This window comes from Candidatus Eremiobacterota bacterium (assembly GCA_031082125.1).
Taxonomy (GTDB): Bacteria; Vulcanimicrobiota; CADAWZ01; order CADAWZ01; family Ess09-12; genus Ess09-12.
The window spans coordinates 106,680-127,249 of sequence record JAVHLM010000003.1; the positions used below are offsets into that span (position 1 = coordinate 106,680).

The 20,570-nt window shown below is 50.9% G+C and carries 32 protein-coding genes and 3 tRNA genes; 31 read left to right on the forward strand and 4 right to left on the reverse strand.

Annotated features, from left to right (window positions below; translation table 11 throughout):
• Positions 1 to 364: 364 nt before the first annotated feature.
• The 31 genes from RDV48_04480 to RDV48_04630 all read left to right on the forward strand — a co-directional run bounded on the left by RDV48_04480 (position 365) and on the right by RDV48_04630 (position 18,808).
• A complete protein-coding gene (locus RDV48_04480) occupies positions 365 to 721 on the forward strand; it encodes a hypothetical protein (GenBank protein MDQ7822033.1) in 357 nt (118 codons plus the stop codon).
• The gene (locus RDV48_04485; protein MDQ7822034.1) at positions 709 to 1,023 is read left to right on the forward strand and encodes a hypothetical protein; all 315 of its coding nucleotides are present in this window, start codon (positions 709 to 711) and stop codon (positions 1,021 to 1,023) included. The genes RDV48_04480 and RDV48_04485 overlap by 13 nt, the downstream gene beginning before the upstream one ends.
• Before the next feature lie 128 nt (positions 1,024 to 1,151).
• Positions 1,152 to 1,514 (forward strand): hypothetical protein, encoded by a 363-nt coding sequence (locus RDV48_04490; protein ID MDQ7822035.1) that lies wholly within the window; start codon positions 1,152 to 1,154, stop codon positions 1,512 to 1,514.
• 925 nt (positions 1,515 to 2,439) lie between these two features.
• Positions 2,440 to 2,649, forward strand: a complete 210-nt coding sequence (locus tag RDV48_04495) for a type II toxin-antitoxin system HicB family antitoxin (GenBank protein ID MDQ7822036.1) — start codon at positions 2,440 to 2,442, stop codon at positions 2,647 to 2,649.
• Positions 2,650 to 2,660: 11 nt separating this feature from the next.
• Positions 2,661 to 2,873 (forward strand): hypothetical protein, encoded by a 213-nt coding sequence (locus tag RDV48_04500; protein MDQ7822037.1) that lies wholly within the window; start codon positions 2,661 to 2,663, stop codon positions 2,871 to 2,873.
• Positions 2,874 to 2,897: 24 nt separating this feature from the next.
• Positions 2,898 to 3,146: a hypothetical protein gene (locus tag RDV48_04505; protein MDQ7822038.1), complete on the forward strand. Its 249-nt coding sequence runs from the start codon at positions 2,898 to 2,900 to the stop codon at positions 3,144 to 3,146.
• Positions 3,143 to 3,388, forward strand: a complete 246-nt coding sequence (locus RDV48_04510; GenBank protein ID MDQ7822039.1) for a type II toxin-antitoxin system RelE/ParE family toxin — start codon at positions 3,143 to 3,145, stop codon at positions 3,386 to 3,388. The genes RDV48_04505 and RDV48_04510 overlap by 4 nt, the downstream gene beginning before the upstream one ends.
• Before the next feature lie 112 nt (positions 3,389 to 3,500).
• The gene (locus RDV48_04515; protein ID MDQ7822040.1) at positions 3,501 to 4,109 is read left to right on the forward strand and encodes a helix-turn-helix domain-containing protein; all 609 of its coding nucleotides are present in this window, start codon (positions 3,501 to 3,503) and stop codon (positions 4,107 to 4,109) included.
• 418 nt (positions 4,110 to 4,527) lie between these two features.
• On the forward strand, positions 4,528 to 4,752 hold the full coding sequence (locus RDV48_04520; GenBank protein ID MDQ7822041.1) for a helix-turn-helix transcriptional regulator: 225 nt from the start codon (positions 4,528 to 4,530) through the stop codon (positions 4,750 to 4,752).
• Complete coding sequence (locus RDV48_04525; GenBank protein MDQ7822042.1) at positions 4,749 to 5,030, forward strand: hypothetical protein; 282 nt, start codon at positions 4,749 to 4,751, stop codon at positions 5,028 to 5,030. The genes RDV48_04520 and RDV48_04525 overlap by 4 nt, the downstream gene beginning before the upstream one ends.
• Positions 5,027 to 5,347: a helix-turn-helix domain-containing protein gene (locus RDV48_04530; GenBank protein ID MDQ7822043.1), complete on the forward strand. Its 321-nt coding sequence runs from the start codon at positions 5,027 to 5,029 to the stop codon at positions 5,345 to 5,347. Before RDV48_04525 ends, RDV48_04530 begins: the two co-directional genes overlap by 4 nt.
• 4 nt (positions 5,348 to 5,351) lie before the next feature.
• Positions 5,352 to 5,573, forward strand: a complete 222-nt coding sequence (locus RDV48_04535) for a hypothetical protein (GenBank protein ID MDQ7822044.1) — start codon at positions 5,352 to 5,354, stop codon at positions 5,571 to 5,573.
• A 14-nt stretch (positions 5,574 to 5,587) separates the two neighbouring features.
• The gene (locus tag RDV48_04540) at positions 5,588 to 5,821 is read left to right on the forward strand and encodes a hypothetical protein (protein ID MDQ7822045.1); all 234 of its coding nucleotides are present in this window, start codon (positions 5,588 to 5,590) and stop codon (positions 5,819 to 5,821) included.
• A gap of 20 nt (positions 5,822 to 5,841) precedes the next feature.
• Positions 5,842 to 8,196, forward strand: a complete 2,355-nt coding sequence (locus RDV48_04545; GenBank protein ID MDQ7822046.1) for a phage/plasmid primase, P4 family — start codon at positions 5,842 to 5,844, stop codon at positions 8,194 to 8,196.
• A 73-nt stretch (positions 8,197 to 8,269) separates the two neighbouring features.
• The gene (locus RDV48_04550; GenBank protein ID MDQ7822047.1) at positions 8,270 to 10,165 is read left to right on the forward strand and encodes a DNA polymerase; all 1,896 of its coding nucleotides are present in this window, start codon (positions 8,270 to 8,272) and stop codon (positions 10,163 to 10,165) included.
• Positions 10,166 to 10,221: 56 nt separating this feature from the next.
• A complete protein-coding gene (locus RDV48_04555) occupies positions 10,222 to 10,623 on the forward strand; it encodes a hypothetical protein (protein MDQ7822048.1) in 402 nt (133 codons plus the stop codon).
• A 66-nt stretch (positions 10,624 to 10,689) separates the two neighbouring features.
• On the forward strand, positions 10,690 to 10,920 hold the full coding sequence (locus tag RDV48_04560) for a hypothetical protein (GenBank protein ID MDQ7822049.1): 231 nt from the start codon (positions 10,690 to 10,692) through the stop codon (positions 10,918 to 10,920).
• Positions 10,921 to 10,974: 54 nt separating this feature from the next.
• The gene (locus RDV48_04565) at positions 10,975 to 11,487 is read left to right on the forward strand and encodes a hypothetical protein (protein MDQ7822050.1); all 513 of its coding nucleotides are present in this window, start codon (positions 10,975 to 10,977) and stop codon (positions 11,485 to 11,487) included.
• A 68-nt stretch (positions 11,488 to 11,555) separates the two neighbouring features.
• A complete protein-coding gene (locus RDV48_04570; protein MDQ7822051.1) occupies positions 11,556 to 11,789 on the forward strand; it encodes a hypothetical protein in 234 nt (77 codons plus the stop codon).
• A gap of 18 nt (positions 11,790 to 11,807) precedes the next feature.
• The gene (locus RDV48_04575) at positions 11,808 to 12,011 is read left to right on the forward strand and encodes a hypothetical protein (GenBank protein MDQ7822052.1); all 204 of its coding nucleotides are present in this window, start codon (positions 11,808 to 11,810) and stop codon (positions 12,009 to 12,011) included.
• Positions 12,012 to 12,034: 23 nt separating this feature from the next.
• Positions 12,035 to 12,430: a hypothetical protein gene (locus RDV48_04580; GenBank protein ID MDQ7822053.1), complete on the forward strand. Its 396-nt coding sequence runs from the start codon at positions 12,035 to 12,037 to the stop codon at positions 12,428 to 12,430.
• Position 12,431: 1 nt separating this feature from the next.
• On the forward strand, positions 12,432 to 12,734 hold the full coding sequence (locus RDV48_04585; protein ID MDQ7822054.1) for a hypothetical protein: 303 nt from the start codon (positions 12,432 to 12,434) through the stop codon (positions 12,732 to 12,734).
• Between the two features lie 72 nt (positions 12,735 to 12,806).
• Positions 12,807 to 13,367, forward strand: a complete 561-nt coding sequence (locus RDV48_04590; GenBank protein ID MDQ7822055.1) for a hypothetical protein — start codon at positions 12,807 to 12,809, stop codon at positions 13,365 to 13,367.
• Complete coding sequence (locus RDV48_04595; GenBank protein ID MDQ7822056.1) at positions 13,342 to 14,103, forward strand: terminase large subunit; 762 nt, start codon at positions 13,342 to 13,344, stop codon at positions 14,101 to 14,103. Before RDV48_04590 ends, RDV48_04595 begins: the two co-directional genes overlap by 26 nt.
• Before the next feature lie 12 nt (positions 14,104 to 14,115).
• Positions 14,116 to 14,676, forward strand: a complete 561-nt coding sequence (locus RDV48_04600) for a hypothetical protein (GenBank protein ID MDQ7822057.1) — start codon at positions 14,116 to 14,118, stop codon at positions 14,674 to 14,676.
• Between the two features lie 11 nt (positions 14,677 to 14,687).
• Positions 14,688 to 15,425, forward strand: a complete 738-nt coding sequence (locus RDV48_04605) for a hypothetical protein (GenBank protein ID MDQ7822058.1) — start codon at positions 14,688 to 14,690, stop codon at positions 15,423 to 15,425.
• Between the two features lie 143 nt (positions 15,426 to 15,568).
• The gene (locus tag RDV48_04610; GenBank protein MDQ7822059.1) at positions 15,569 to 15,757 is read left to right on the forward strand and encodes a CopG family transcriptional regulator; all 189 of its coding nucleotides are present in this window, start codon (positions 15,569 to 15,571) and stop codon (positions 15,755 to 15,757) included.
• A 319-nt stretch (positions 15,758 to 16,076) separates the two neighbouring features.
• Complete coding sequence (locus RDV48_04615; protein MDQ7822060.1) at positions 16,077 to 16,781, forward strand: recombinase family protein; 705 nt, start codon at positions 16,077 to 16,079, stop codon at positions 16,779 to 16,781.
• Positions 16,781 to 17,005: a helix-turn-helix domain-containing protein gene (locus RDV48_04620; protein ID MDQ7822061.1), complete on the forward strand. Its 225-nt coding sequence runs from the start codon at positions 16,781 to 16,783 to the stop codon at positions 17,003 to 17,005. Before RDV48_04615 ends, RDV48_04620 begins: the two co-directional genes overlap by 1 nt.
• A gap of 12 nt (positions 17,006 to 17,017) precedes the next feature.
• Positions 17,018 to 17,749 (forward strand): Fic family protein, encoded by a 732-nt coding sequence (locus RDV48_04625; GenBank protein MDQ7822062.1) that lies wholly within the window; start codon positions 17,018 to 17,020, stop codon positions 17,747 to 17,749.
• 9 nt (positions 17,750 to 17,758) lie between these two features.
• Entirely contained in the window at positions 17,759 to 18,808 is a 1,050-nt protein-coding gene (locus tag RDV48_04630; GenBank protein ID MDQ7822063.1) for a tyrosine-type recombinase/integrase, read from the forward strand.
• 134 nt (positions 18,809 to 18,942) lie between these two features.
• Here the strand turns inward: RDV48_04630 and RDV48_04635 are convergent.
• From RDV48_04635 to RDV48_04650, 4 genes are all read right to left on the reverse strand, one after another.
• Positions 18,943 to 19,015 (reverse strand) — tRNA-Phe (locus RDV48_04635).
• A 6-nt stretch (positions 19,016 to 19,021) separates the two neighbouring features.
• A tRNA-Asp gene (locus tag RDV48_04640) sits at positions 19,022 to 19,098 on the reverse strand.
• Positions 19,099 to 19,132: 34 nt separating this feature from the next.
• Positions 19,133 to 19,204, reverse strand: a tRNA-Val gene (locus RDV48_04645).
• 51 nt (positions 19,205 to 19,255) lie between these two features.
• Complete coding sequence (locus tag RDV48_04650; GenBank protein ID MDQ7822064.1) at positions 19,256 to 20,539, reverse strand: adenosylhomocysteinase; 1,284 nt, start codon at positions 20,537 to 20,539, stop codon at positions 19,256 to 19,258.
• Between the last annotated feature and the right edge of the window lie 31 nt (positions 20,540 to 20,570).

Consider the following 20,570-nt stretch of genomic DNA (forward strand, 5'->3'; position numbering starts at 1 on the left):
TCATGTCCCCCACCTTTTCAATCCATTGTGGCCCAGTGGTTTGAATGGGGTGCCTGGAAATGTGTGCCATTTTTGTGCCAGGTTTTTTCATAGTGTCTTGAATTTTCCCCCTATGATGCACTTGAAGGAACATCATGCCCTCGCGGCGTTGAGTTCCCTCAGGTCTGTTCATTCCATCCCCTCAGACTCCCTGCAGAGAGAGGAGGTGATGGCCTTCCCCATGCCCGGCAGGAGTGACCCTCCCGGCGGGGACTTTGCTGATTCGATTATAGCACAGAATGACCAGAACATGAATAGTAGGTAGAATCTTTATGGCAACGGTGAGCCCGTGCCGGTGCTGTCATAATAGAAAGGAGAGATTCAAATGATAGTAAGTGAGAACCTAGACAAAACAGAGAACCCCTCCCATGGCAATGATACCATGAGTGAGGCGGAAGAAACAAGAGCAGAAAAGATAAGAAGGTCTTTGGAGTTCAATAAATTGATAGAACAATCCTTTCAGGATTTCTATGAAAGTGGCTCTGATAATGGCCGAAGGCATTATGATCCTGGGGATCGTGATAGGGAATACAGTATAGCGAGTAAGATCGAGGCCATTGAGAGCTTGCTGGAAGAGAAACGCTGTGAAATGAGAGACTTGGAGGACTATGCCTGGTTCAGGGGCGGCTTCCTGGCTGGCATTGAATACGCCAAAGCAGGGGGTGACATATGCCAGAAGTAGCAGAGAACACAAGGCGCCCGAAGGCGCCTTGCAGCAGACAACGGTTTGACGCTCTCATCAAGAAGCAATACCAAGCCTTTTTGAAGCACGACGGCAGCGGCAATCAGGACTTCTCTTATTATCGTGAGGGCGACGAGGAGACATGGATGAAAGCCACCCACAAGGCGAATGTGGCAGCCGAAGCTTACGAGAAGGCACAAGAGCGCCTTGAGGAGCTAGATCGCTGGTTCACCTATCGGGCGGGCTGGTTGGATGCCATGTCCTACGCCGACAGAGTAGGCGTTATAGTGGGCACAGAATGAAAGATGCGGCTTCGATTGATTAAAGCGATACCCGGGCGGGGAGAGTGGGGCTCCCTCCCCTGGCCATAGTCCTGCCATAAATGTTATAATCAAGGGGCAATACCGCCCCTTGTGATGGAGCTTGAAGCATGAGATATGAGATAGAAGGCTGCCCTAAAAGTCTAAAAGGCATTACCGAGAAGGTTAAAATCTCCTGGAATAAAGGCAAAATAACCGTTAAATATGATGATGCAAAGGCGCACCGCTTATTTTCCAGCGGTGTAAGGCTTGAGATGGATATGATAGATACTAAATATTATGGCAAAACATTATGGCTGGAAGAGGGAGCGAGATGCCACATGAATGTCAGTCATCTCCAAGAGCCCCTCTGTTTTTTGTTCATAATGAGAGAGCTTTTGGAAGATGATTATGCCATTAAAACCGTTTTGGACGACGGCACAGAACTTGACAGATGGCCGACGACAACTGAAATTTACGGCCCAATAGAATGACCTGAATAGTAGTAAGGCCATTCCTGGCTATCCAATCACTCACGTAAGCGCCTGGGCGATCCTGCCCGCGATCTGCAGGACCCCCCGGCAGGTGGTGACGGTGAGCCGCATCCACGAGAGGGTGACGCGGCGATCCTGGAGACTGTCAAGGAGCAGCGCTCCTTGTTCGTTGGTTGAAGAGTTTGTAGCGCCCCGGAGCCCTTGTCATCGGGATGGCCGGACTACTATTCCGATCCTGCAGGATTATCGACTTGCGATAACCCTCTTAAAAGATGTGGCATGTTGCCATACCCTTTCACCCCGGCAGGTATGGAATGACCCGGCCAGGGCTCCCCTCTCTTATTTGGAAGATTCTGTATGCACCAGAGCAGGCAGGCCCCGGAATACTGTTCCTCCCCCTGCGGAATCCTCTGCCAAGGAAGCCCTTTTTACGTTCATCCTTTGCAGAGGAGGGGTGCTTTACGTCCATCCTTGTGCTTTGATACCCTCAGTCTGAACGGCTTCACCACGGGCACCGCTGGCAAAATAGACATGTCAGTAAAAAAAAGAGGTGCTCTGAGGCGCATGGTTACGGGCTTCTGATCTCGGAGCTCAAATTTTAAATGGCTTAATAGAGCCGTTTTCATAACATCTTTTGACCTGGTTCATGCTGATGGCGCTGTCATTGGCTTCCAGGGTAATAGTGAAAATGTTCAAAAATTACCCCGCATTACAGAGCCAATTCAGAGCCTCCAGACCAGGTTATTTCCAAAAGTATGATCCTGGTCCTGCCAGAGATGGCCCACGAGCCCGACGGCAGGGAGAAAAACAGAAGGCCCGCTCCCTTTTCTTTTGTGGTATAATCAAGGCAGGACTGTGCAGGCCCCTCATGGAAGTGATCGGGCACTCGGCAGAGCTTGCCGGGGGAGCCAGGCGGGGAGAATGATTGAAAGAAGCCGGGAGGGGGCAAATCATGCTAAAGCATTTCAATGTTTTGCTTGAATGGGATGAAGAGGACAAAGTTTTCATCTCCTATGTTCCAGCACTCAATAACATCTCCACCTATGGGGACACCAGGGAAGAGGCTCTGTCAAATACCAGGGAGGCAATATTGGGTTACCTTGAAGCCGCAAGGAAAGATGTGATAGCAGTATGAAGAAAACGGATATGAGAAAAGAGTTCCATCTTATGATTGATTCGCTCAATGATAAGGAATTGCTGGAGGCCCGGAAATTCTTCATCGAAAAGGTGATCCCTTATGACGAGGAACCTTTGACAGCAGAGGAAGAGAGGGCCTTTATTGAAGGGGAGAAAGCAATTCGAGAGGGTAAGGGGAAGCCACTTTCAGAGGTAATAAAGAAATATGGTGTGGCGCGGTGATATAGGAAGTCGGAGGTGTTAACTATGGATAAAATTGAAGCCATTGAGAGATTCGTCTTTCTGGTGAAGCAGATTCCTGATGAAAGGGTAGAGAAACTCATTGCACTGCTTGAAGATTACATGCAGGAACAGGGAATGGTTATTATTGAGCCTTTCGACAGGAGCAAGGCAAGGCCTGAATTTTTAGAGAGGCTTGACGCAGCGAAGGAAGGCGCCAGGCGGGGGGAGCTTGTGTCCCATGATGAAGTTCGCAAGGAGATATTCGGGGCATGAGCTTTGAGGTGCAATGGCAAAAGCAAGCCAGAAAAGCCCTGAGGAAACTCCACCCTTCAATTCAGGAGCAGGTATGGCGGGAAGTTGACAAGCTGAAGAATGAGACTGCCAGAGTAAAGAAGATGGCACGGCCTGGTGAGGAATACTGTGCCCGTGCCGGAGATTACAGAATCCTCTTTGAGGTAGAGGGCGAAACCATAGTGATTCAGGAAATAGGGCACAGGAAAGAGATTTACCGTTAAAACAGAAGGAGTAAGCAATGGCACGCAACAGGAAGCCGGGAGGGACTGGGAAGGAGTTGCCTATTTCTGGATCTTTCCCAAAGATGTTATAAGTCAAGAGGATTTGGTTACCATGAATATGTGGGACTTTGACCGATATAAGGACATATTTACACAGATATATGGACATGCTGCTCTTATGAAGCTTGAAGATGAAAGGGAAGCCAAGCAACACCAACTGATGAATGTTATGGGTGATGAGGAAAAAGTAATTTTTAGGAAAAAATATATCGAAATTATGGAAGAATATAACCAGAAGGTAGAGATATGGGATACCTTCTCGGAAGCTGAATCGGAAGCTGAACATGATCGAATACATGATAAATTGAAGCTCGATGAAGAGCTCCTCGGCTGGAACTTTGTCGAATATGTGAGGGGTGAGTATCCCCAGATAACCAAATCTCTGCCCGATGAGTATTTATTCTCAACATGCCATCTTATTACCCGCGTAGCCGAACAGGACATAAAAATGGTCAGGCGGGCCTATGGATATGAGCCCCTCAGAAAAAAACCACCGGAGAAACTTTTTACCACAGAAGAAGCTGCCAAAGTATTAAGATTACAAGTTCCCACTCTCAGAAAATATATAAGGGAGGGGAAAGTAAATGCTATTAAAATAGGACAGCACTGGAAAATCAAGCAGAGAGAGATAACAAAAATAAAGAGAAGTGGTATTAAATAGGCATTATTTATATTTTCTATTACGCGTATAGATGCGAATGTTACAGATTTATCAATAGGTATAAGCATTTTAAATTCTTATATTGACATCTCTCTTAAAATATGGTAGAATCATCTTAAGAAAAAACATACTAAGAAAACTTCCAGGACCGACACTTGACAAAGAGAGGGGTGATGGATATAGAGGCAAAAAAATAAGAAAGGTTTCGCACCTGTGTAAGGTGGAAACCCGGTTCCGAAATGAAACCTTCAGCAAGTTCATTATATCAAGCCTTACAAAAAAGTCAAGCGTGACTTGACACTATACAAAGGCTGATCGGGACCGGCAACCTCCTACCAGGTAAAGCTCAAGACTTACTATCGTAGGAGGTTTTATTATGCCTATTCTCTCAAACCCCGTGATTCAGGCTGTCTCAGGGATGAAGATCAATACCGCTGATCTCTGTGCACAAGCTGGAATCTCAATGCACACTCTCTACACCCTGAAAAAAGGTGTTCCCCATAAGATTCCAAGCAAGCTGTTAGATTATTTTCAAGCCTCAGGCTATTCCCCGGAAGCTCTGGTGGCTCTCCAGCAGGACTATGAAGCCTGGCGAGGCTCCCTTCAAAAAAAGACCTCTATTGCTGGAGGTGACGCAGCATGAGTAAAAGCGGCTGTACACCAGCGCCATTTGAAATGGATAAGAAATTAGGCTGTCATTGGGAAACAGAAAACCGCTCTCCTCTATTCTCCCCAGATATGATAACGGACTTCAGGGAGGCAGTGAGGGCTAAGAGGCTTTCCCCCAAACAGGCAGCAGAAGCCATAGGAATACCTGTCAATACCGCTCTCCTGGTATTCAGCGGCGGCACACCCAAGGGCGCCAGAAAAATCAAAGCAAAAGTTAGGGCATGGCTTGTCTCAGAGAGGGGGCAGGCATGAAAAACGAAGCCATCTCAACAGCACTGGACTCAATCCAGGAGGCCATGAAGAAGGCGGAGAGCAGCAATGAACTTCAGGCACTCACCGACAGAATGATCGCCCTGCTTGATCGGATGTCAGAGGAGCAGGGCAGACTCATCACCCTTGATGAGGCGGCGGAATTCCTTGGCTGCCAGAGGGCAACGGTGGCACGCTGGTGCAACGAGGGCAGGATTCCCTTCATCCCGGTGGGCGCCAAGAAGATGTTTGACGCGGCAGCCCTCAGGAAATATGCCATCTCCCTCACCATGAAGGCTCACAAGGCATGGAGGAGGTAACGCAATGACGCACAGTGACCCCCTCAATGCAGCGCTCCTCCGCCTTTTCGGCACACTTCACCAGGCAGTCCCCACGTGCCGGGGCGAGGGAATCCCTTTTACCCCGGAGCTCAAGGAGGACCTGCTGGAGAAGCTGGAGGAGGCCCGGGATCTCCTGCGGCATGACCTCGGGCTCCCCATCACTGCTGATGACCATGACATCTCCGAAAAACTCAGATTGAGATGAAAGGAGCAATGACAATGAAGGTAAGTGAACAGACACAGAACAATGAGAGGAATCTCGGCGATTTAATCGAGCAGATACAGGGAATGGGGAGGAGCGAGTCGCTAGAGGACACCAAAAAAAAGTCCCCGCTTCTTGCTAAAGTATTACGCCTTCTTGCTGATCAACTGGAAGCCTTTGGTGATGGAAATCAAGACATTGAAACCGTTGCCTCTTGCAAGGATACCACGGTGGGCAATTCATTAGACTGACAGCAGAAAGGAGTTTCGGTATGCTGGATCTCGGTGACATCTTCAAACAGAAGCCGAAAGAAGCAGCCCTAATTATGCTCAGAATGGGGATTCAACCCGTGCCCATCCCTCCGGGGATGAAAGGCCCCATCCTGAAAGACTGGCCTAATTTCCGGTGTACCCCCGATGAAGCGGAGAAGTATTTCCCTGATGAAGGAAATATCGGCGCCCTTTGTGGGGAGCCATCACGAGGCCTTCTCTGCATTGACCTGGACTGCCTCGAAGCTATCACAGTAGCAGCGAAGGTACTGCCGGAAACCGGCATGAAGGATGGCAGGAAAAGCCGTCCCTGCGCCCACTGGTTTTACCGCGTTGAGGAAGGGGTATATGAAGCTTATAATGACCCTGAAGAGGGAGGGCGCTTCATTGAAGTGCTTTGGAACGGCCACCAGGCAGTGATCCCTCCCTCAGTGCAGGGCGGGAGTGGCGAGACCCGGGAATGGGTTTGTGATCGTGGGGATTTCAGCCCTGCTGCGGCTGAATTTGAAGAACTGAGAAAAAAGGTCTCCTACATTGCAGCGGTGTGCCTCATCGCCAGAAGATGGAAGCAGGGAACGCGGCAGGAGCTTGCCTTGCTGCTTGCTGGTGCTTTTGCTCACGGTGGCATAGAGGAAAAAGAGGCGGTGAAATTTATTCGCCTGGTGTGTCAGGCTTCCGAGGATGAGGAACGGGAAAAACGGATTGATACTATTGAGACTACTTACGGAAAATTAGGCAACGGGGAAATAACCACGGGCATTCCCAAGCTCAAGGAGTTCCTCGGAGAGAGAGTTTTCGCCAAGCTGGAGACCTGGCTGAAGCTGAAAAAGCCTATTGAGAAAGCGAAAGAATATAACCGCTCAGACAAGGGCAATGCTGAGAGGCTTGCCGATAAAGAGAAAGGCAACGTGCACTGGGTTGACAACCTCGGCGGCTTCTTTGTGTGGAATGGCACCTATTGGGAGTGTGATACCACAAAAGTTATATACCATAAAGCCCTTGAAACTATTGAGGACATGCAGCGGGAAGGCCATGAGCAGAAAAACCAGGAACTTCAAAAGCACGCCCTGCAATGTGAAGCACTTTACAAGGTGCTGAATATGGTGGATTTCCTGAAGATACTCCCCGGAATTGCCATAAAACCTGAAATATTTGACCAGCAGCCCTGGCTTCTGAACTGCGACAATGGCACCATTGACCTGCGGACCGCCGAATTTTACACCCACCGGCGCGAGGATTACTTCACCAGGCGAATATACATTCCCTATATCCCATCGGCACAGTGCCCCCGATGGCTCAAGTTCCTTGACCAGATAATGAATGGCAACAGGAATCTCATCAGCTTCCTGCAGAGAATGGCGGGTTACACCCTCACTGGAATCACCAGGGAAGAGGTTTTCGTTTTTCTCTATGGAACCGGAGCCAATGGCAAGAGCACCTTCCTCTCCACAGTCTCGGATATACTCGGGCCTTATACCATGAACGTGTTAACCACCATGTTCATTTCAGACTGGCAGTCAAAAAGGGATGACTCTTCCCTTGAAAAGGCAAGTCTCAAAGGTGTCCGTATGGTTATCACTGAGGAAATCCCTGAAGGGAGAATGAATGCCACTGCCATTAAACAGCTTACCGGCTCTGAAAAAGTGAAGGGACGTTTCCACCGTAAAGATTTTCTAGTATTCATGCCTGAATTCAAGGTCTGGATGCACGGAAACACAAAGCCTACTATAAGAACTGTTGATGAAGGTATAAGACGCCGTTACCTCATGGTTCCTTTCGATGTCACCATACCTTTACCGGAGCGTGATAAATGCCTCTCCGAGAAGCTCCGGGCAGAATCGTCAGGGATTTTAAACTGGCTGATCGAAGGGTGCATGATATGGCAGCGGGATGGCCTCAATCCCCCTGAGGAAGTGATCTCCAGAACCAATGAGCACTTATACGATGAGGATTCCTTCAGGAGATTTTTCGAGGACTGCTGCCAGATAGGAAATCCTGATAACTTTATTTCTAACAAAGCTATTCAGGTTTGTCATAGAGAGTGGTCACAGACACAGGGAGAACTGGAATTAAGCCCCAAAGGCCTTGCAAATAAGTTGAAGAGTAAGGGGTGCATAAAAGCAAAGTTCGGGGGGGTAAGAGGCTTTTCAAAGCTTATTCTGATAAAGAAAATTGCCGATTTTGATATACCCTCTGGACACATAGTAGATTTAGACTGTCCTTCCGGTATATCCTCTTCTGATATATATATAAAGGATATACGGGGAGGAATGGAGATGTCTCCTAAGTGTCCTGATCCCCCTTTGCCCTACCCTGAAGAATCCGATGGCTATGAGGAATGGGAGGAGCGAGTATAGTGAGGACACATGCTGAAAAATATTGGACACATGTGATAAAAGCAAGTAAAGCCTTATACCAAGAGGAAAAACAATGACCTTCACACCAGAACTCTTGAAGCGAATAGAAAGCCACGGCCTGAAGCTCTCACTTGAAGGGCAGGAGATTGTAATTTCAGGCAACAAGGCTGCCTTTACCCAGGAGCGCCGGGCTTTCATCACACAGAACAAGGCAGAACTCATCTCCCTCCTTCAGGAGAGAGACTCAGCGCAACAGGTTTCACAGGACAATTCTTTGAAAGCGGGAGATGGGGACGGGGCTTCCTCGGGCGCTCCCTCCATACAACCCCCGGAGGCTCCCTCCCCGCTTTTTTACCCTTGTGCCGGACCTGGTGATCGTCAACAGGTCCTTGCTGTGGACCTGGAGACCACAGGCCTTGATCCCCGCGTGCACCATTTACGCCTCGTGAGCTTTGCAGGTGACCAGGGCGCCGGGGTGCACGAGACCCCAGAGCCTCTCCGGGATGTCCTTGCAAACCCGGCCATCACGAAGGTGTTCCACAATGCCCCTTTTGATGTTCCCTGGCTTCTTCACCATGGCTACCAGGTGAACACCTATGAGGACACCATGCTCATGGAGCAGGTCCTCTGCAACGGAGAGCGGCGCCCTAAAGGGGGATATGGCCTGCAGGCCCTCGTGAAAAAGTATTTTGACCTGGACATTGACAAGTCACTTCAGGGGGCAAATAACTGGGACGGCTTTCTCTTCCCGGAGCATTATACTTATGCTCAGAAGGATTCAGAAGTTACCCTGCTGCTTTACCGGCACCTCAGGGAGCTTCTCGCGGCAAAAGGCTATCAAGCGGTGTACTCGAGGGAAGCCCGGGCGCTCCCGGCCATCATTCGCCTGCAGCGGGACGGTATGCCTTTTGATGCACCGGCCTGGCGTGAGGACCTCGCAGGGCATAGGAGGAAGCTGATGGCACTTGACGCCGAGATCAAAGAGGTGCTCCCCTGCGGGAACCTCGCCTCCCCGGCACAGCTTCTCTCAGCCCTCAACGGGATGGGCTTGCACCTGGAGGATACGTCTGATGAATCCCTTGCCCTGAGTGAGACACTGCACCCCGTTCTTCCCCTCATTCGCTCCTGGCGTGCCGCTCAGAAGCTCTGCACTGGATTCGGTGAGAAGCTCCTTGAGAAGGTCCGGGATGGCAGGATTTACTCTTCCTGGAGACTCATTGGCGCTACCACCGGCAGAATGTCATGCTCCGGCCCGAACCTGCAGCAGGTCCCTCGGGATCTCCGTCGCTTCTTCAATGCGGCGCCTGGTCACAAGCTGGTAGTGGCAGACTATTCCCAGATTGAGCTCAGGATCGCAGCAGAGGTAGCAGGGGAACAGAACATGCTGGAAGCCTTCAGGAAGGGCGAGGACCTGCACCGGCTCACGGCTCAAATGATAACCGGCAGGCGTGATGTCACCAAGGAAGCCCGCCAGATTGCAAAAGCCTGCAATTTTGGCTTACTCTATGGGATGTCCGCCGAGGGCTTCAGGAACTATGCTGAGATTGACTATGGTGTACAGCTCACCCCTGAGGAAGCCGAGGATTTCAAGAGGCGCTTCTTTGAGGCATACCCCGGCCTGAGGTCCTGGCACCAGAAGCAGAGCCGGTCCAGGGTGATCACCACTCTGGGAGGGCGCTCCTGGGATGAAACAACCCTGAGCTCACCTCTCAACAAATTTAATTACCCAGTACAGGGAACGGCAGCAGAGGGGCTCAAGGAAGCCCTCGGGCTCCTCGTGGCAGGTCTTCCCGAAGAGTGGAAACTCTGCGGGGTGATCCATGATGAGGTTGTACTCGAGACACCAGAGCATGACGCCGAGAGGGCAGTGGCCCTCCTTGAGAAGGCAATGGTGGAGGGTATGTCCACCCTGGTCAAAGAGGTTCCTATTGTGGCTGAGGCCACTGTGAAAGATACATGGGAAAAGTAGCAGTGAAAAAAGGAGGTGATATATAGAATAAAGGCCCATGGGTTAATAGAAACGGCATGATAGAGATGAAAGGAGACAGAATCATGATAAAGGAACCAACGGCGAAAAGCAGCGTGATAACGATGGAAACGGCAAGAACCCCGAGGATTGAAGATGGATCTTATCAGGCAACGGTTGCGGAGGTAAGGATCGAACGTGACGCAGAGAGCCCCTTGGGCATGCGTGATCAGGTGTCCATTTTCTTCCTCGTCGGCCCCTCGCAGGTGAAACTCAGGACCGTGAAGCCCCTCTCCCTGGACCCCACAAGCCCATTATACCAGACTATCCTGGGTATCACTGGTGAGAGGGCCTGCAATGAGTATGACCTTGAAAAAATGGTGGGTCATACCGTTGAGGTGCTGGTCAGGCATCGGGATGGTTGGGAATTCATTGAGAACATAAGGTTCAAGCGGCACTAAAATCACCCCGGGGAGGTGTGTCAGCAGGCGCATCTCCCCTCCCCTGATACAGAAAGGAGATAAAGGATGAAGCCTGAGGGTATGTTTATGCTTGACAGGATAAAACAAAGCTTCATGACTCACCCAGGAAGCCTTATAAAGCTCTTGTCTGAATCCATTATAAAACGATACGACGGAGATTTAGATGCCATAACGAACGATATTTTAAATGATAAACCTTGGGCATCACGACAACAAGACGTTATTCTTACAAGAGAGTTCCTTAGGGACCTGTGTTTAGAATATCTGAGAAGATAAGATTGAGCCTCCCTGTAAGGTGGAGGAATTTGCCATAAAAGAAAGGAGCAAGAGATGGGGTTTGAAACACCAGTAGAAGTTGAACGATGGGTTAACGATTGTTTCAGGATACAGCGAAAGGCTGCCTATGAATTATTTGTCAATGTCTCGCCAAGCCTGAGAAATGAAAAATCCTTTGATGCTTACACCGATGCTACTAATGAGCTTCTTGCCTATTACTCTTACTGGATCAAATACAAGACGCGATTCGAGGTCATTGAGGACCTTTTGAAAGAGCCGGAATTGCAGGACCATAAGGCAATACTCATGAAGCATCAGCCGCCAATAGTCGCCAAGGTGGCAAAAGGCAGGGAAGTTTGGCCTGAATTTCCCAAAGCAGTGCAGCATCTCGAAGAAATCCAGAAGGTTTTGAAAGAGGTTGATGATGATCTAAGGGAGGAATGTCAGAGGAATTACAAGCAGGGATTTGAGATGCTGAAGGCACGGAACGCCAAGAAGAACGGCCCATATGCTTCCATGGAGGTTGTGAGCAAGCATAAGGAAGAAGCTGCCAACGGCATCCAATAGGGCACGCGGGAATGACTGTGAGGGCTGCAAGCAGACAGTGACAAAAGAAGAAAGCGAGGTAAAGCATAATGAGTGAGCTTGTGAAACTGACGGGACTCTGGAAGAACACAACAAAGAACGGGGACCCGATTCTCTCGGGATACCTTGGCGCGGCAAAGGTGCTGATTCTGAAAAACAGGGACAAGCAGGGGGAGAAGGATCACGACTATATTCTTTTCATAACCCCGGCACCACCGAAGAAGCCCAAGGAGAGCACGGCACCGACAGCAACAGAGGAAAGCTCAGAGGACGTTCCCTTCTGAGAGAAAGGAGTGAATACCATGCCACAATGCCCGGTATGCAATCATCGGTTCATAACCGCTTCACAGCAGAGTGCCCAGAAGAAGCAGCGCTCAAGGGCTTCCAGGTTTGCTCAGAAAATACTTGAGCTCTTGTCCCTGGATGTGCCCGCCGAGGATCTGCAGGAAGCCCTGGATGCTCTCCAGGAGGAAGGCTTTATCGTCAAGAAGCGGCAGATTTCATAAGACACAAGAGAAAGGAGGCTATTATGCCTAAAATAGAATGCAATGGAGAGGTTTCTGAGTTCCGGGAAGGGGAGAGAGTGACCCTGGAGGAGCTTGAAACCCGCTGCAAGAGGGCTTTTGATGAGGCTAAGGAGGCACTTATCACGACAGCAACACTCATGGAAGAATCATCTGATGAGGCAAGAGCAGCACTGGAAGCCTTCAGTGAGGCTTCCCTCAAAGTGGTGCAGGCAACGGTGGATTATCACAGCTACAAGGGGCATGTGGACACCATAGAGCGCTTGCTGAAGGACCCTCAATTAACAATCAAGAGAGACAGAATCAAGAAGCACCGGCGTTTAATGCACTGGATTTACCTTGAAGGCAATGCCATCCCGCTCCCCGCGAACATGGGAAAACAGATGGAATGGGAGGGCTGAGATGAAGAATCAGCAGCACCACCTGATCTCTATTGAGCAGCTTGCAGAGCACTTCAGGCAGGAGGGTGTTGATATTACCCCCGAGATTATTCTGGATAGAATCTGCAGGATCATGCTCTCAATAGGCTGCCCTCACTGTGGAAAGGAAATATCATTCCCTGTGCCCGATGACATGCAAAGGGCGGTGGCTTTCTATGAGCGCCACCAGCAGGAGCAGAGCACGGCGGCCCCGATGGGAGGCAGACTGGCAAGCCTGGCTGATAAAAGGGCGGCAAAGAGCAAGCCCCCGAGAGTGGGAGCCTGAAGCAATGGGAGAGGGGGCTCTGCCGCAGGGCGGGCTTCCCTTCCAGACACAGAACACAAGGAGCCCTGCTCCTTGGCAGGCGGCAACAGAAAGGAAAAGCTGATGGCTAAAAGATGTCCAGTTTGTGATCACACTGAAAGTGAGGCTATCAATAAGGCCCTTATCAATAACACACCTTTACACACCATAACACACCTTTACACACTGGCCCTTGATTCATTGAAGTGGCATAAAAGGAAGCACCTCCCCGAGCTTCTTTCAAAGGCAGAGGAAGCAAAAGCGGCTTCTGCCCTTGCCATGGCTGAAGTGGTACAGGAGAAAGAGGCAATGGAGACCGGGCAGGCGGACAGTCTCATGGGACAGTTGAAGGAAATCATTTCCAGGACTGAGCGTATATATGGGAAAGCAGAGGAAGCAGGGGACCTGAGGACTGCTTTACAGGCCATCAAGGAGAGCCGGGAAAACCTCACCCTCCTGGGCAAGCTGATAGGGCAGATTCAGGACGGTCTTACTATTAACCTGTATAATCATCCGGTATGGATTGACCTGAGAGCGGTTATTCTCACGGCACTTGAGCCTTATCCTGAAGCAAAGGAGGCCCTCTCTGATGCACTTAGCAGAGCTTGCAAGTGATCTCAGGCTTGCCCTTGACCCGGTGACCTTTGCGGCGGAGAAACTGGACATCACCCTTGACCAGTGGCAGGCGGAGGTGCTCACTCATCCCTCAAAGAGAATCATCCTGAACTGTTCCCGCCAGGCGGGCAAGAGCACAGTCACCAGCATAATGGCCCTAATCCGGGCGCTCTATTATCCCAAAAGCCTGATTCTGCTTCTTTCCCCTTCCCTGAGGCAGAGCACGGAGCTTTTCAGGAAGGTGATGGATGCTCTCAAGAAACTGCATGCCCGGCCAAAGCTCACAGAGGACAATAAACTCTCAACCCAGTTTGACAATGGCAGCAGGATTATATCACTCCCCGGCAAGGAAGGCACCATAAGAGGTTTCTCGGGTGCCTCCCTGCTGGTGATTGACGAGGCCTCAAGGGTTGATGACAGTACCTACAAGGCGGTGAGACCTATGCTGGCCACTTCAGGTGGCAGACTGGTGATTCTCTCAACCCCATGGGGCAAGCGGGGCTTCTTCCATGATGAGTGGGTCAACGGGGGCGAGACCTGGCAGAGGTTCAAGATAACGGCCCATGATGTCCCGAGAATACCGGCGCCCTTCCTTGAGGAGGAGCAGCGGGCTCTGGGAGAGTTCTTCTTCGCTCAGGAGTATCTCTGTGAGTTCCGTGAGACTGTTGACCAGGTTTTCAGCTATGAAATGATAATGGGCGCTATAGATCCGAATGTGAAACCGCTTGAATTCTGAGGAGGAAAAGCCTTGTTTATCATCGCCTGTGATCTCGGCAAGTCAAAAGACTTCTCTGCCGTCAGTGTGCTGGAGACTCAGCGGGGGGTGAAGCCTGGCACCTATTCCCTCCGGTCCCTGCAGCGGCTCCCCCTCGGGACGGCATATACCAACGTGACGGAGCACCTCAGAACACTGACTGCCTCCCCCGCCCTGCAAGCCGATGGCAGGCCCCCAGTGCTTGTGATCGATGGCACAGGAGTAGGGGCAGCAGTAGAGGACATTCTGAGAGCCTGGCGCCTCCCTCTCATCTCCGTGAAGATTCACGGCGGGAACAATGTGATCAGGAAGCGGGGGGAGATTCACGTGCCGAAGAAGGACCTGGTGCTCTCCCTGCAGGCAGCATTCTCAGGCGGCAGGCTTCTGGTTTCCAGGGAGCACCTTGAGCACCAGGCCTTCCTTCAGGAGCTCCAGTCTTTCAAAGTCAAGATAAACCCGAGAACCCGCAGAGCCACCTTCAATGGCGAGGGCGCTCATGATGACCTGGTGCTCTCAGTGGCTCTGGCGGTGTATATCGGGGAGCATGTATTGTAAAGGAGGAAACAATGGGAAATGCAAGAGAGTTTTACGTGGGGGCCAGTCTAGGCGGGGGTAGCATTCCCACTGCCTTGATCGTTATAGAGCGAATCATCAGGGACATAAAGGAGATGGTGTCACGCCCCGACGGCATGAAGAAAGAGCGGGTAAGGCATGAGTTCCATTATGAGGTAAAGAAGGCAGAGAGGATTTCTGGCATGTCCTCCCCTGCCCTGGCTGAAAAGTTCAGTGAGATAAAAGAAAAGCTCCATTCCCTGGACGGTGGCAGTCATAAAGTGCGTTTTGTGGCCGATGTCTCAGGACCTCTTGCCAGCGAGGCCTTGATACAAATGTTTAAAAACAAAAGAATTGACTTTGAAAGCTTGGTGATTATCACCACTATGGAGGAGCAGCATAGAGAAGAGAAGTCCCATAAATGGAAAGTGCCCAGGAAGAACCTTGTGGGGGTTATTCTGACACTTTTTGAGGAGAAGAAACTGGTGATAGCACAAGGCTTGAAAGATATTGAGGCACTGGCGCGGGAATTCACGGACTTTGACCAGCAGAAAATAAAGCAGCAGAAGAACCAGACTGATGAGGAACCTTGGCGGGAGAAGATAAATGATGATTACCTCTTTGCTCTTGCCGTGGCCTTGTGGGAGAGTGAACGGCAGGGAATGCCTTGTGTGATAAAGCCACCCCGAATGAGAAAGCCCCACTGGACAGAGAGAATGTTTAGGGACGGAGGAGGACGGAGGATAAGGTGATGGCTGAAGCAACAGCACCAAAGAAGAGGGGACGGCCCAAGAAGCGAGGCAGGAAGAGGAAGAAGGGGGCACTGGGACCTGGTGAGCTTCCCCCGGTGAAATCTTCGAGGAGTATTGATTATCACCGGGAAGGATGTCCTTGTGTGGTATGCACACAGAAGCGCCAGACGGGGGAGCGGGTTTACAAGAGACCTGTTGCATTTCGGCTCCCCGATGAGGTGATTGATCACCTGAAGGTCATGGCCGAGGAGCAAAACATGCTCCCGAGCCACCTGCTGGAAAAAATCATCCTGGAATACCTCGGGACCCCCGAGGCAGGAATAGCGATTTGACGCTGTAAACACCGCTGAAATTTTAATTCAGGGGGGGGGTAGGTATTCTGCTACTTCGTGAGGGGAGCCCCGGCCCTGTGCGTGGAAATCGTACCCTATCTCCGAGGATGGGCAAAAAAGGCATGAAAATGGCGTGGTAATAGGGATACACAATGATGAAAGAAAATGTAAAAATATTCAAGAAAAATCACGTTTAGTTTATTCACAAGGGACCCCTCACGTATAAAATAAAAGCCATATAAAATACCATAAAACACTTTAAATTCTTATAAAGTTATGGTATAATGAGATCAGAGCTCAGGTTACAGGAGGGACGAACATGAAGAAAGCCGTGGTGTATCTCAGAGTATCCACCTCCGATCAGGTCAATGACGGGGTTTCTCTCTCTAATCAAGAGGAGAAGATAAGTGCCTATTGCAAGATGGTGGGGCTTGAAGTGGTGAAGGTGATCAGGGAAGAGGGTGTCTCCGGCAGCATCAGGCTCTCCACGAGACCCGGCGGGCAGGAGCTTCACCACCTGGTCACCAAGAAGATGGTGGGGCATGTTATTGCCCTGAAGCTGGATCGCCTGTTTCGTGACGCTGAGGACGCTCTGCACCAGACAAAGGAATGGGACAAGCTGGGGGTGGCCCTCCATCTGGTGGATATGGGAGGGCAGACTATTAACACTGCCACGGCCATGGGGAGATTCTTCCTGAATATGATGGCAGGATTCGCGGAGCTTGAAAGAAATCTCATCGCAGAGAGGACTGCCACAGCCATGAGCTTTAAGAAAAGCCACCTTCAGGTGTATAGCCCGGTGCCTTACGGATATGACCGGCGAGGAGATGAGCTTGTGAGGAACGAAGAAGAGCAGGCGGTCATCACCACGATAAAGAACATGAGAGCAAGCGGCATGAGTTACTGCAAGATGGCTGAGATTCTCAACAGGGACCACGTGCCTACAAAAGGGGGCGGAAAGTGGCATACCTCAACCCTTTACGGTATAGTGAAGAACAGTCTCCACAAGGAGGGCGCAGCATAATGGAAAGGGCTTTTTCTGTCAAACAGGTGGCGGAGAAACTCTCCGTGCATATTAAGACCGTGCAGAAGTGGATAAAAGAGGGCAAGCTGAAAGCCCGGCTATTAGGCGGGGAAGCGGGTAAAGATAAGAAGCATGGGGATTGGAGAGTATCGGACACTGATCTCCAAGAGTTCTGGGACAGCTTGCCGGGGAACTATGGGGAGCAGCAGGACCGAGCGCAATAGAAGGAGGCATGGATGAAAACCCTTTATGAGAAGATTGACCTCCAGCAGCAGGAAATAAACAAGCTCCGGCCACTGGACGCTCATTTGAGGAAGCAGGTGAAGGAATACTTCAGGATCGGGCTCACCTATTCCAGCAACGCCCTTGAGGGAAACTCTCTCACCGAGAGTGAAACAAAGGTAATCCTGGAGGATGGAATTACAATAGGCGGGAAGCCCCTGAGGGATCACCTGGAAGCAGTGGGGCACAGTGATGCCTATGATTATATGCACAGGCTTGCCAGTGGGAAGGCCATCAAGGAAGCTGATATAAAGAAACTGCACCGGCTTTTCTTCCAGAAGATTGATGAGGGCGTTGCAGGGCACTATAGGAAGGTGAAGGTATTCATCACTGGCTCAAAGTATCCTATGCCTGCACCTGAGGCAGTGCCGATGCTGATGAAGGGATTCATGGAGAACCTTACCAAGGAGCGGGAGCTCCTCCACCCTGTCCAGTTCGCTGCTAAGATGCACAAGGACTTTGTAATGATTCACCCCTTTGTTGACGGGAACGGGAGGGTGGCAAGGCTTCTGATGAATCTCATCCTTCTGCGGGAGGGGTATTGTATAGCCATCATTCCCCCTGTCCTCAGGGCTGATTATATCAGGACGATAGAGAAGGCCCGGGAAGATGACAAGGACTTCCTGCAGTTCATTGCAGAAGTGGTGAGTGAGACACAGAAGGATTACCTGAGATTGTTCTCATAAGGAGCAACAATGACCAGGCTCTACAAGCGAGGAGATATCTTTTATATTGACTATACCGACAGGCAGGGCAACCGGCACAGGAAGAGCACCGGCACCACGAACAAGCGCCTGGCTGAAGAGCAGCTTGCCAAGGAGAAAGCGGCAGCACTGGACAGGAAGGCAGGCATTGAGACCCCGGAGAAGGTTACACTCAGTGAGTTTGCCACTGAATTCCTGTCCTTCTGCAAGGCGAACAAGAAGCCAAATACCGTGGTATTCTATGACGTTACCCTGAAGGCCCTGGTCAGAACCTTTGGTGATTACCTGCTTGATGAGATAAAACCTTATTTCATAGAGCAGTATAAGCTGAAGCGGGCGCGGGATGTCTCGAAAACCACGGTGAAGCGGGAGATGACAACACTGCACCGGGTTTTCAACCTCGCGATTCTTTGGAAGAAAGCGGTCGATAATCCTGTTAAGTTGGTGGATAAGATAAAGGAGCCGGAGGCGAGGACCCGCTCTCTCTCCGAGGAAGAGCTCCGGCGCCTGGTGGCAGAGTGCGGCCCCCCTTACCTGAGGATGGCCGTGCTCATCGCTCTTAACACTGGGTTGAGAAAGGGGGAGATTCTCGCCCTGGGAAAAGATGACGTTGACCTTGAAGCAGGGATCATTTCAGTCTCATCGACAATGTGTGCCACTGGACTTGGCACACCTAAAAGTGGCAAGGGGAGGCAGGTGCCAATAAATAGCACTCTACTCCCTGAGCTTGCAAAGTGGGTTGAAGGCCTGAAAGAGGAGCACCTCTTCCCCCATGGGGACTTCAAGAAAGCCTTCAACGCAGCAGTGAGGCGGGCAGGCATTAAGGATTTCCACTTCCATGACCTGAGGCACACCTTCGCCTCCCGCCTTATCATGGCAGGGGCGGACATCGCCACCCTCAAAGAGCTCCTGGGGCATGCCACCCTTTCGATGGCCATGAAGTATGCCCACCCCTCAAAAGAGCATAAGCGCATGGCGCTTGATAAAATTGGTGAATTGTTTTCAACAGAAAAAAATGCCCTTATGGGCAATGGGTTTTAAGGAGGTTTGTGTGCCATTTTTGTGCCAAGTTATCCTGAAAAGAGGCCCGTTTTTGTGTCTAAAGGCTATTTAATTGAAAATTTTTACCTATTGGTAAAATGCCCTGGAAGCTTATTAAAGAGGGAAAAGAAATATGCCGAGGGACAGAATCGAACTGTCGACACCATGATTTTCAGTCATGTGCTCTACCAACTGAGCTACCTCGGCATAAAATGGCGAGGACGATGGGATTTGAACCCACGATCTCCGGCGTGACAGGCCGGCGCGTTAAACCGCTACGCTACGCCCTCGTAAACTTTATGTGGCACGTTCCGTGTCTTTAAATGGGCGAAACAGGATTTGAACCTGTGACCCCCTACATGTGAAGCAGGTGCTCTACCGCTGAGCCATTCGCCCTTAACGTAACCATATTATAGCAAATATTGTAAATCTGTCAAGACGATTTTCCTAGGTTCCCGCAGAATAATCTGAGGCGTAGTGGACCTGCTCGTCGGTGAGCCTGTCAATGGCACGCCCCATGGTTTTCAGCTTGAGCCCTGCGATCTCCTGGTCCTGGGCCTCCGGGATGTTGTACACCTTCTTTTCCATCTTCTTCCCCTCGCGGGAGAGCCTGACCATGGAGAGGAACTGATTGGCAAAGCTCATATCCATCACTTCGGAAGGATGGCCCTCGGCTCCGGCAAGATTCACCAGGCGGCCCTTGCAGAGCAGATAGATCTTCCTGCCCCCGGAAAGGCTGTATTCATCGTTGTTCTGCCGTATCTCCCTGTGAGATTTCGCCATGGACTCAAGTTCCGGAATGTTAATCTCTACATCGTAGTGGCCGGTGTTGCAGATCACGGCACCGTCCTTCATATGCTCAAAATGCCGCTTCACTATGACATCTCTCATGCCTGTTGCAGTGATAAAGATGTCGCCCACTTTCGCCGCCTCATCCATAGGCATGACATCGAAGCCTTCCATCATGGCCTTGAGGGCCGCCGTAGGCTTCACCTCCGTAACGACCACCCGTGCCCCGAGGCCCCTGGCCCTCATGGCACAGCCCTTGCCGCAGTGGCCGTATCCTGCCACTACAAAGGTCTTCCCTGCGATAAGCACGTTGGTGGAGCGGAGAATCCCGTCAATGGAAGACTGGCCGGTGCCGTATACATTGTCGAAATCCCACTTTGTTTCCGCATCGTTTACGGCAATCACCGGGTAAAGCATCTTTCCATCGTCAGCCATGGCCCTGAGGCGGTGCACGCCTGTGGTCGTTTCTTCAGTCCCTCCGATGATGTCACGGGCAAGCTCAGGGTGCTTGTGGTGGATGGTGAAGATAAGATCGGCGCCGTCATCAAGGGTGAGCGTAGGCTTGAAATCGAGAGTTCTTTCAATGCACCAGTAAAACTCGTCAACGGAAAGTCCATGCCACGCAAAGATAGGTATTCCCTCCGAGGCGAGGGCAGCAGCTATGTCATCCTGTGTCGAGAGGGGATTGCAGCCGCTCCATGAAACCTCGGCACCAGCCGCTACAAAGGTCTTTACCAGCACTGCCGTTTCCTTGGTCACATGGAGGCACCCGGCAATTCTCATCCCTTTCAGAGGCTTGGTCCTGCCGTGCTCCTCGCGGAGTGCCATCATTACCGGCATATGGGCCTCGGCCCATTCAACCTTCTTCTTTCCCTGTTCCGCAAGCAAGAGATCCTTCACTTTGAATTTCTCTGCCGCTGCCGTCGAGTGTTCATTGGTCATGGTAATTCCCCTTTCATAGTGAGCTTGGTAT

What these genes read in the sequence shown, in the direction of transcription:
- RDV48_04480 (MDQ7822033.1), top strand. Translation starts at nt 365, where the DNA reads ATGATAGTAAGTGAGAACCTAGACAAAACAGAGAACCCCTCCCATGGC.
- RDV48_04485 (MDQ7822034.1), top strand. Translation starts at nt 709, where the DNA reads ATGCCAGAAGTAGCAGAGAACACAAGGCGCCCGAAGGCGCCTTGCAGC.
- RDV48_04490 (MDQ7822035.1), top strand. Translation starts at nt 1,152, where the DNA reads ATGAGATATGAGATAGAAGGCTGCCCTAAAAGTCTAAAAGGCATTACC.
- RDV48_04500 (MDQ7822037.1), top strand. Translation starts at nt 2,661, where the DNA reads ATGAGAAAAGAGTTCCATCTTATGATTGATTCGCTCAATGATAAGGAA.
- RDV48_04505 (MDQ7822038.1), top strand. Translation starts at nt 2,898, where the DNA reads ATGGATAAAATTGAAGCCATTGAGAGATTCGTCTTTCTGGTGAAGCAG.
- RDV48_04510 (MDQ7822039.1), top strand. Translation starts at nt 3,143, where the DNA reads ATGAGCTTTGAGGTGCAATGGCAAAAGCAAGCCAGAAAAGCCCTGAGG.
- RDV48_04515 (MDQ7822040.1), top strand. Translation starts at nt 3,501, where the DNA reads ATGAATATGTGGGACTTTGACCGATATAAGGACATATTTACACAGATA.
- RDV48_04520 (MDQ7822041.1), top strand. Translation starts at nt 4,528, where the DNA reads ATGAAGATCAATACCGCTGATCTCTGTGCACAAGCTGGAATCTCAATG.
- RDV48_04525 (MDQ7822042.1), top strand. Translation starts at nt 4,749, where the DNA reads ATGAGTAAAAGCGGCTGTACACCAGCGCCATTTGAAATGGATAAGAAA.
- RDV48_04530 (MDQ7822043.1), top strand. Translation starts at nt 5,027, where the DNA reads ATGAAAAACGAAGCCATCTCAACAGCACTGGACTCAATCCAGGAGGCC.
- RDV48_04535 (MDQ7822044.1), top strand. Translation starts at nt 5,352, where the DNA reads ATGACGCACAGTGACCCCCTCAATGCAGCGCTCCTCCGCCTTTTCGGC.
- RDV48_04540 (MDQ7822045.1), top strand. Translation starts at nt 5,588, where the DNA reads ATGAAGGTAAGTGAACAGACACAGAACAATGAGAGGAATCTCGGCGAT.
- RDV48_04545 (MDQ7822046.1), top strand. Translation starts at nt 5,842, where the DNA reads ATGCTGGATCTCGGTGACATCTTCAAACAGAAGCCGAAAGAAGCAGCC.
- RDV48_04550 (MDQ7822047.1), top strand. Translation starts at nt 8,270, where the DNA reads ATGACCTTCACACCAGAACTCTTGAAGCGAATAGAAAGCCACGGCCTG.
- RDV48_04555 (MDQ7822048.1), top strand. Translation starts at nt 10,222, where the DNA reads ATGATAGAGATGAAAGGAGACAGAATCATGATAAAGGAACCAACGGCG.
- RDV48_04560 (MDQ7822049.1), top strand. Translation starts at nt 10,690, where the DNA reads ATGAAGCCTGAGGGTATGTTTATGCTTGACAGGATAAAACAAAGCTTC.
- RDV48_04565 (MDQ7822050.1), top strand. Translation starts at nt 10,975, where the DNA reads ATGGGGTTTGAAACACCAGTAGAAGTTGAACGATGGGTTAACGATTGT.
- RDV48_04570 (MDQ7822051.1), top strand. Translation starts at nt 11,556, where the DNA reads ATGAGTGAGCTTGTGAAACTGACGGGACTCTGGAAGAACACAACAAAG.
- RDV48_04575 (MDQ7822052.1), top strand. Translation starts at nt 11,808, where the DNA reads ATGCCACAATGCCCGGTATGCAATCATCGGTTCATAACCGCTTCACAG.
- RDV48_04580 (MDQ7822053.1), top strand. Translation starts at nt 12,035, where the DNA reads ATGCCTAAAATAGAATGCAATGGAGAGGTTTCTGAGTTCCGGGAAGGG.
- RDV48_04585 (MDQ7822054.1), top strand. Translation starts at nt 12,432, where the DNA reads ATGAAGAATCAGCAGCACCACCTGATCTCTATTGAGCAGCTTGCAGAG.
- RDV48_04595 (MDQ7822056.1), top strand. Translation starts at nt 13,342, where the DNA reads ATGCACTTAGCAGAGCTTGCAAGTGATCTCAGGCTTGCCCTTGACCCG.
- RDV48_04605 (MDQ7822058.1), top strand. Translation starts at nt 14,688, where the DNA reads ATGGGAAATGCAAGAGAGTTTTACGTGGGGGCCAGTCTAGGCGGGGGT.
- RDV48_04615 (MDQ7822060.1), top strand. Translation starts at nt 16,077, where the DNA reads ATGAAGAAAGCCGTGGTGTATCTCAGAGTATCCACCTCCGATCAGGTC.
- RDV48_04620 (MDQ7822061.1), top strand. Translation starts at nt 16,781, where the DNA reads ATGGAAAGGGCTTTTTCTGTCAAACAGGTGGCGGAGAAACTCTCCGTG.
- RDV48_04625 (MDQ7822062.1), top strand. Translation starts at nt 17,018, where the DNA reads ATGAAAACCCTTTATGAGAAGATTGACCTCCAGCAGCAGGAAATAAAC.
- RDV48_04630 (MDQ7822063.1), top strand. Translation starts at nt 17,759, where the DNA reads ATGACCAGGCTCTACAAGCGAGGAGATATCTTTTATATTGACTATACC.
- RDV48_04650 (MDQ7822064.1), bottom strand. Translation starts at nt 20,539, where the DNA reads ATGACCAATGAACACTCGACGGCAGCGGCAGAGAAATTCAAAGTGAAG.